At 65.0% G+C, this 8,033-nt stretch carries 9 protein-coding genes; 6 read left to right on the forward strand and 3 right to left on the reverse strand.

Annotated elements, in window-relative coordinates:
- Window positions 1–137: 137 nt before the first annotated feature.
- Window positions 138–1,403, reverse strand: coding sequence for an MFS transporter (locus tag AB3X94_RS27610; RefSeq protein WP_368613243.1), 1,266 nt, complete (start codon window positions 1,401–1,403; stop codon window positions 138–140).
- A 94-nt stretch (window positions 1,404–1,497) separates the two neighbouring features.
- On the opposite strand from AB3X94_RS27610, the gene AB3X94_RS27615 reads away from it, so the two are divergent.
- Together AB3X94_RS27615 and AB3X94_RS27620 are read left to right on the forward strand one after the other, a co-directional pair.
- On the forward strand, window positions 1,498–2,211 hold the full coding sequence (locus AB3X94_RS27615; protein WP_368613244.1) for a pseudouridine synthase: 714 nt from the start codon (window positions 1,498–1,500) through the stop codon (window positions 2,209–2,211).
- A 167-nt stretch (window positions 2,212–2,378) separates the two neighbouring features.
- On the forward strand, window positions 2,379–2,567 hold the full coding sequence (locus AB3X94_RS27620) for a hypothetical protein (protein ID WP_176124444.1): 189 nt from the start codon (window positions 2,379–2,381) through the stop codon (window positions 2,565–2,567).
- Window positions 2,568–2,681: 114 nt separating this feature from the next.
- Here AB3X94_RS27620 and AB3X94_RS27625 read toward each other — a convergent pair whose 3' ends face one another.
- Window positions 2,682–3,719, reverse strand: coding sequence for an NAD-dependent epimerase/dehydratase family protein (locus tag AB3X94_RS27625; protein ID WP_368613245.1), 1,038 nt, complete (start codon window positions 3,717–3,719; stop codon window positions 2,682–2,684).
- A 94-nt stretch (window positions 3,720–3,813) separates the two neighbouring features.
- Between AB3X94_RS27625 and AB3X94_RS27630 the strand changes: the two genes are divergently transcribed.
- The 4 genes from AB3X94_RS27630 (at window position 3,814) to AB3X94_RS27645 (ending at window position 7,386) form a co-directional block, all read left to right on the forward strand.
- Window positions 3,814–4,845: a CDP-6-deoxy-delta-3,4-glucoseen reductase gene (locus tag AB3X94_RS27630; RefSeq protein WP_368613246.1), complete on the forward strand. Its 1,032-nt coding sequence runs from the start codon at window positions 3,814–3,816 to the stop codon at window positions 4,843–4,845.
- 313 nt (window positions 4,846–5,158) lie between these two features.
- Complete coding sequence (locus AB3X94_RS27635; RefSeq protein WP_176105258.1) at window positions 5,159–6,343, forward strand: acetylornithine transaminase; 1,185 nt, start codon at window positions 5,159–5,161, stop codon at window positions 6,341–6,343.
- A 19-nt stretch (window positions 6,344–6,362) separates the two neighbouring features.
- Window positions 6,363–6,836, forward strand: coding sequence for a GNAT family acetyltransferase (locus AB3X94_RS27640; protein ID WP_368613247.1), 474 nt, complete (start codon window positions 6,363–6,365; stop codon window positions 6,834–6,836).
- A gap of 256 nt (window positions 6,837–7,092) precedes the next feature.
- Window positions 7,093–7,386 (forward strand): GYD domain-containing protein, encoded by a 294-nt coding sequence (locus tag AB3X94_RS27645; RefSeq protein WP_176105256.1) that lies wholly within the window; start codon window positions 7,093–7,095, stop codon window positions 7,384–7,386.
- A gap of 133 nt (window positions 7,387–7,519) precedes the next feature.
- On the opposite strand, the gene AB3X94_RS27650 is transcribed toward AB3X94_RS27645, so the two are convergent.
- Window positions 7,520–8,033 (reverse strand): ABC transporter ATP-binding protein (locus AB3X94_RS27650; RefSeq protein WP_368613248.1); only part of this gene is annotated, 514 nt, incomplete at its 5' end.

An 8,033-nucleotide genomic window follows, 5' to 3' on the forward strand; every position in this document is an offset into this window, starting at 1 on the left:
TTTTCATACTTTGAGGGTTTTCACCGACCAAAGCCCTTCGGACAAGGGTATCCAGCATCCCCGATATGCTGCGCCCCGATGAAAATGAATTTTCATCGGGGCGCCTGGAAGGCTTCAGCGCGCGCTTGGCGCCGCGCTCAGCACGCCGCCGCGCTCTGCTCGGGAATGTCGGTCAGCCGCGCCACCGGCGACATCACGATGATCAACGCCTGCACGAGAAACGCAAACGCCGCCGCAACCAGACACACGTCGATGCTCCAGCGCGCGCTGAGCGCAGCGCCCAGCAGCGCGCCCACCGGCCGCGCGCCATAGGTCGCCGTGCTGATCAGCGCGGACACGCGGCCGATCATTCGTTCGGGCGTGATCGCCTGTCGCAGCGTGGTCGAGGCGACGACCCACAGAATCGGTCCCACGCCGAGCAGGAAGAAACTCGCGAGAGCGAGCCAAAAGGATGGCGCGACGAGCGTCGCGACCATCGCGAGCGACGCGAGCAGCCCGCACGACGGCCCGATGATCAGCAGACGGCCGAACGCCACACGCCGCGCGACCGCGGGCGCCGCGAGCGCACCGCACACCATGCCGACGCCGTACGCGCCGAGCGTCACGCCGACCGCCGACGCGTCGAGCCCGAGCCGATGCACCGCGTACGGCACATAGACCGCCTGCAGGATGAAGAAGCCGAGGTTGAAGAACACGGCGGTCAGCAGGATCGGCAGCAGCAGCGGATCTCGCAGCACGAAGCGGGTGCCGTCGCGCAACTCCAGCATGAAGTGCCGCCGCGGCGCGGCCGCGCGCGGCGGCTCGCGCAATCCCGCCAGCAACGCGACCGCGAGCGCCGACGATCCCGCCGCGGCGCCATACGCCCAGCCCGCGCCGATCCAGCCGACCAGCACACCGCCGAGTGCCGGCCCCGCCGAGTACGCGACGCTGCGCGCGAGTTCGAGCCGGCCGTTCGCGCTCGCATAGGCTTCGCGCGGCACGATCGACGGCACCAGCGAAGGCGCCGCGACGTTGTAGGCAACCGTGCCCGTCGCCGCGACGAAGCCGAGCGCGGCGAGCAGCGGCAGGTTCAGCGCATGTGTGAGCACCAGCAGCAGCACGCACAGCATCGCGCAGACCCGCACGCTCTCGGCGAGCGTCATCAGCACGCGGCGCGAGCGGCGGTCGGCCCAGACGCCGAGCGGCATCGACAGCAACAGGAAGGGCAGCGTCTGCGCGGTTTGCAGCAGACCGGTATCGCGCGCGTTCGCGCCGAGCGCGAACACCGCGACGAGCGGCGCGGCGGCGAGGCTGATCTGCTCGGCCGATTGCGCGCACAGGTTCGACCAGGCGAGGCGCTGGAAGACGCGGGGCAGCCGTTGCGCGTTGGACGGCGAAGACGACGAAGACGTGGTGGCGGACATCGATGCACTCCCGAGATGTGACGTGAGGCATTCATCGTCGGCGCTTGGGGCCTGCGGGGCGCTCCGGTTCTTGCGGTGTTATTCTTCGCTCGCCATGAATCTCGAAAGCATCCTCTTTACTCAAGGTTTCGGTTCGCGCCGCCAGTGCCGCGCGCTGATCGGCGACGGCCGCGTCGGCATCGACGGCGCCATCTGCACCGATGCCGACGCCGATTTCGCCGTTGATAGCGGCGGCGCGTTGCGCTTTAGCGTCGACGGCGTCGAGTGGCCGTATCGCGAGCACGCGTATCTGCTGCTGAACAAGCCGGTCGGCTACGAATGCTCGCGCGATCCGCAGCATCATCTGAGCGTGTTCAGCCTGCTGCCGCCGCAGTTCTCGGAGCGCGGCGTGCAGTGCGTCGGCCGCCTCGATCAGGACACCACGGGCCTGCTGCTGCTCTCCGACGACGGCAAGTTCGTGCATCAGTTCACGTCGCCGAAACGCAAGGTGCCGAAGCTCTACGTCGCGACCACGCGCCATCCGCTCGACGACGCGCAACTCGCCGCGCTGCGCGACGGCGTACTGCTGCACGGCGAGACCAAACCGAGCGCCGCGCTCGACGCACAGGCGCGCGACGCCCACACGCTCGCGCTCACCGTGCTCGAAGGCAAATACCACCAGGTCAAGCGGATGATCGCGGCCTCGGGCAACCGCTGCGAGGCGCTGCATCGCGAGCGGATCGGCGGCCTCGCGCTGCCCGCGACGCTCGCGCCAGGCGCATGGCAATGGCTCGAAGAAGCGGGCCTCGCTGCGCTGCGGGCCGGGTAAACGACTAGCGCGCGGTGAGCACCACCTAAGCCCTTGATGCGCCGAAGAAAGCCCGCGCGCATTGCGGTGCACCGCACATAGGCCGCTGCGTTGCAGCATGCCGTTGCTTACATGTCGCCCTATACTCGTCTAAACAAACGACTACAAAGGTTTCAAGGAGGGGCGCCATGAATATCGACGGCACGATGGCGTTTTCGCGCGCGATGATCGCGTTTATCTGCTTCGCGCTGCTGCTGGTCGGTGGATTGCTGGTCATCATGCGGCGGCGGCACCAGTACCACCCGAACCTGATCGGCGCGTTGATCGGCGGCATGCTGTGCTTCCTGTTGCTGGAAGTGCTGCCAACGCTGACCTGATGCCGGTTGGACCGCGCGGCTCTTTGCGCGGTGCATTGATGCGGTGCGGCGCAGGTGCTATTTCTGCGGGGCCAAGTGGCCTCGCGAGGCGGCATTTTTGTTTCCGTGGCTGGCCTAGCCGCCCTTGCCCTTCCCCTTCGCTTCGCGCAAGAAATCGTCGACGCTCGGATAGCGCAGACGTACTCCCAATTCCACCTTCAGTCGCCGGTTCACAAGGCGGCGCGACTCGCGCATGAACGACAGCAGCATCGGATCGATCTGCTGCTCTGCCTGCTCGCGCGTGATGCGCGGCGCTCGCGCGAGCCCGAACGCATCGGCGACCGCGTCGAAATACTCGCCCATCTTCAGCGACGAATCGTCGGACGCGTGCAGCGCGCGCCCGGGCCGGCCATGCGTGGCGAGACGCACGAGAATGGCGGCGAGGTCGTCGGCGTGGATGTGATTCGTGTAGACGTCGTCGGCATCGACGAGCGCCGGCGTGCCTTTTTCGAGCCGCGCGAGCGGCAGGCGGTTGGCCGCATAGATGCCCGGAATCCGCGCGATGCTCGCGGCGACGCTGCCGCGCGCGGTCGCGCGCCGCAACTGCCGCTCGGCCGACACGCGACGTTTGGCGCGCGCATTCGCGGGCCGCGTCGCGCGCGTTTCGTCGATCCACGCGCCGCCGCAATCGCCGTAGACGCCCGTCGTGCTTGCGTAAACGATGCGCACCGGTGCCCGCGAAGCGCCGGTCTGGCACACCCCGTCGGGTACAATAGCGGGTGTTTCAGCGTTCAGACCTGAAGCGCGCGCGCGGCGCAGCCGCGCGATCGGCGCGACCGACGGCCTCGCCGCGCTAGCGTTCATGCGGCCCGCTGCACCTAGCGTCGCAAGCAGCGCGCGAGTGCGCCGGTCGTCGTCGCCGGACTTCTGCGGTGGCGCGAGATGCAGCACCGTCGGCGCGAGGCGCGCGAGCCGTTTGAGGCTGCGGCGCGCGTCGAGATCGCCGACGAGCGGCGTCACGCCCGCGGCGCGCAACTCGTCGCAGCGCGCGGCGTGGCTGGTCAATGCGAAGACATGCGCGCGCGGCCGCAACAGAGGCACGCAGCGCATGCCGACGTCGCCGCATCCTACGATCAGCACGCGCGGCCGGCGGAAATTTCGTGTCGCTTTCATGGTGGGCGCATTGTAGCGGTCACGCACAACAGGTACCGCGCGGTTGATCCGGCGGGTCCGATTTCGATTCCGTTTTTTCGATTCCGAACACTTTATGGCATTTAACGTCACGCTCCGGCAAACCGGCCGGCAGTTTCAGGTAGAACAGGACGAACCGGTGCTCTCCGCAGCCCTGCGTCAAGGCATCGGCCTGCCGTACGGCTGCAAGAACGGCGCGTGCGGTTCGTGCAAGGGCACGGTCGTGAGCGGCGAGGTCGAACAGCGCGCGCACTCGTCGTCGGCGCTGTCGAACGACGAAAAGACCCGCGGCATGGCGCTCCTGTGCTGCGCAACCGCGTGCTCCGATCTCGAAGTCGACATCCGCGAAGTGGCTGGCGTCGGCGACGTGCAGGTCAAGAAGCTGCCGTGCCGCGTGAACGCGATCGAGCGCAAGGCCGACGACGTGATCGTCGTTAAGCTGCAACTGCCCGCGAACGAGCGCCTGCAATATCTGGCCGGCCAGTACCTCGAGTTCATCCTGAAGGACGGCAAGCGCCGCAGCTATTCGATGGCGAATGCGCCGCACGTCGAAGGCCCGATCGAGCTGCACATCCGCCATATGCCCGGCGGTGCGTTCACCGATCACGTGTTCAGCACGATGAAGGAGCGCGACATCCTGCGCTTCGAAGCGCCGCTCGGCACGTTCTTCCTGCGCGAAGATTCGGACAAGTCGATCGTGCTGCTCGCATCGGGCACCGGCTTCGCGCCTCTGAAGGCGATCGTCGAGCATGCGGTGTTCAAGAACATCACGCGCCCCATGACGCTCTACTGGGGCGCGCGCCGCAAGAAAGACCTCTATCTGCTCGAACTCGCCGAACAATGGGCGCGCGAGATTCCGCACTTCAAGTTCGTGCCGGTGCTCTCCGAGCCCGACGCGGGCGACGCATGGACGGGCCGTACGGGCTTCGTGCATCGCGCGGTGATCGAGGATCTGCCCGATCTGTCGGCCTACCAGGTGTACGCATGCGGCGCGCCGGTGATGGTCGAATCGGCGCTGCGCGACTTCACGCAGCATCACCAACTGCCGGAAGACGAGTTCTACGCGGACTCGTTCACGAGCGCGGCCGATCTCGCGAACGCGGTCTGATTGCACGCCGGCAATTTCGCCCCGATGCAGCACCAGTGCAAATTCATGGTTTACACCGGTGCTTTTCTTATCGTATTCTTTCGCGCATGAACCGCATCCAGTCCGAACTCCGACGTCGCCGCTCGCCGCTCCCCTAGGGACGCCGCTGGCTTCGTCACGGACTCGCGCCACACACATACCTGGGCGCAAGCTGTTCGAATCATGAAAGCCACGGCATGCCGTGGCTTTTCTGTTTTTCCGGCCGCCGTTTTTATTGGCCAAACCGTCACCGTTTCTTCACCCTGCTCTTACCCTTTGCCTGGAGCCTGCCGACATGAATTTCAATGAGTATCCAATCGATTCGCTGATGTACATCACGAACCGACCCGAAATCGTTTTCACGCACGGCAAAGGCTCGTGGATTTACGACAACGACGGCAAGCGCTACCTGGATTTCATTCAGGGCTGGGCAGTCAACAGCCTCGGCCACTGCAACGACGGCATGATCGAAGCGCTGAACAGCCAGGCGAAGCTGCTGATCAACCCGTCGCCGGCGTTCTACAACGAGCCGATGGCGAAGCTCGCGGGTCTGCTCACGCAGCACAGCTGCTTCGACAAGGTGTTCTTCGCGAACAGCGGCGCGGAGGCGAACGAAGGCGCGATCAAGCTCGCGCGCAAGTGGGGCAGGAAGTTCAAGGACGGCGCGTTCGAGATCATCACGTTCGACCACAGCTTCCACGGCCGCACGCTCGCGACGATGTCGGCCAGCGGCAAGCCGGGCTGGGACACGATCTACGCACCGCAGGTGCCGGGCTTCCCGAAGGCGGACCTGAACGACATCGCATCGGTGGAAAAGCTGATCAACGCGAAAACCGTCGCGGTGATGCTCGAGCCGATCCAGGGCGAAGGCGGCGTGATTCCCGCAACCCGCGAATTCATGCAGCAACTGCGCGAACTGACGAAGAAGCACAACATTCTGCTGATCGTCGATGAAGTGCAAAGCGGCTGCGGTCGCGCCGGCACGCTGTTCGCGTATCAGCTGTCGGGCATCGAGCCGGACATCATGACGCTCGGCAAGGGCATCGGCGGCGGCGTGCCGCTCGCGGCGCTGCTGTCGAAGGCGGAAATCGCCGTGTTCGAAGCGGGCGACCAGGGTGGCACCTACAACGGCAATCCGCTGATGACGGCGGTCGGCTACTCGGTGATCTCGCAGCTGACGGCGCCGGGCTTCCTCGAAGGCGTGCGCTCGCGCGGCGAATATCTGCGCACGAAGCTGCTCGAGCTGTCCGAGGAACGCGGCTTCAAGGGCGAGCGCGGCGAGGGTCTGCTGCGCGCGCTGCTGCTCGGCAAGGACATCGGCAACCAGATTGTCGAGAAGGCGCGCGAAATGCAGCCCGACGGCGTGCTGCTGAACGCCGCGCGTCCGAACCTGCTGCGTTTCATGCCGGCGCTGAACGTGACGACCGAAGAGATCGACCAGATGCTGGCGATGCTGCGCTCGGTTCTCGACTCGCTGTAATCAGCCACGGAGCGCACCGATGACGACGAACACGACGCTGTCGATCCGCCGCTTCGACGCGAGCGATACCGAAGCGGTGATCGCGCTATGGCAGCAGGTCTTTCCCGAATATCGCGACGTGACGCGACCGCAGCGCAATCCGCGTCTGTCGATCGCGAACAAGCTCGCGACGCAACCGGAGCTGTTCTTCGTCGCGGAGCTCGATGGCCGCATCGTCGGCACCGTGATGGGCGGCTATGACGGACACCGCGGCTGGCTGTATTCGCTTGCGGTCGACGCATCGCTGCGACGTCATGGCATCGGCGCGCGGCTCGTCGCGCACGTCGAGAGCGAGCTGACGAAGCTTGGTTGTCCGAAGCTGAACTTGCAGGTATTGTCGTCGGCCTCAGCTGAAGTGCACGCGTTCTACGATGCGCTCGGCTATCGCGCCGATGCGGTGATCAGCCTCGGCAAGCGGCTCGGCCAATACGCGGACGCAGCCCCGGCGGGTTGATTCGCGTCGTACACCTGATTAAAGAAGGCCGCATGCGCTGGTTGGCGCATGCGGCCTTTTTCATGGTTCTCTCATGTGCGGCGCACATATCGGCGGATTCGGACAAATAGCAGATGGTGGGCAGACGGATTGCCTAGAATCGTTTACGCAAGAGACGACGCCGGGCTGGATGAGACGTTCGCGGCGGTTCGCGACGCTCCCCGCGGCGGCTCATGCATCTGAGTCCCAACGCGTTTGAATCCTAAGGGGAATCTTCATGGCGACTTATGTGGTGCTCCTGCAATTCACGGATCAGGGGATCCGCGCGATCAAGAACACAGCGCAGCGAGCCGGGCAGACGGCGGAGATGGCGAAAACTTTTGGCTGCGAGATGAAGCAGATCTACTGGACCTTGGGGGAATACGACATTGTCTCGGTCGTCGAAGCGGCAGACGAGCAGAGCTTCCTCGCCTTCGGCTTCGCGCTCGGCTCGGCCGGCAATGTCCGCTCGCAAACACTGCGTGCGTTCACCAAAGACGAAATCAGTGCGGTTATCGGGAAACTCCCATAATTCATGCACGGGTCAGCAAGAAAAAACGCGCCGCACGATGTTGCATCGTGCGGCGCGTTGCAAGAAGGAGGTGTGCGAGAAAGCGGCACACGTCCAACTCATCAGCTACTTATTCACCGACTCGTTCACCCACTCATTCACCCAGGTAAGCGGCCCGAACCTTCGGATCGTCGAGCATCTGTTTCGCGTCGCCCGACATCGTAATCAGACCGGAGTCCATCACGTAGCCACGATTGGCCGCCTGCAGCGCGAGACGCGCGTTCTGCTCGACGAGCAGCACCGTCATACCTTCAGCGGAAATCGAGCGCACCACTTCGAAGATCTTCTCGACCATGATCGGCGACAGACCCATCGACGGTTCATCGAGCAGCAGCAGCTTGGGCCGCGAGATGATCGCACGCGCCATCGCGAGCATCTGCTGCTCACCGCCCGACAGCGTGCCCGCGTATTGCGAGGCGCGCTCCTTCAGACGCGGGAAGAAGCCGAACATGCGCTCGACGTCCGACTTGATACCGTCGGCATCGTTGCGCAGATACGCGCCCATCTGCATGTTCTCGACGATCGACATACGCGCGAAGATGCCGCGACCTTCCGGCACCATCGCGAGACCGCGCTTGAGCAACTCGTGCGCGGGCAGGCCTTTGATC

It is taken from the genome of Paraburkholderia sp. BR10923, assembly GCF_040948765.1.
Classification (GTDB): domain Bacteria; phylum Pseudomonadota; class Gammaproteobacteria; order Burkholderiales; family Burkholderiaceae; genus Paraburkholderia; species Paraburkholderia youngii.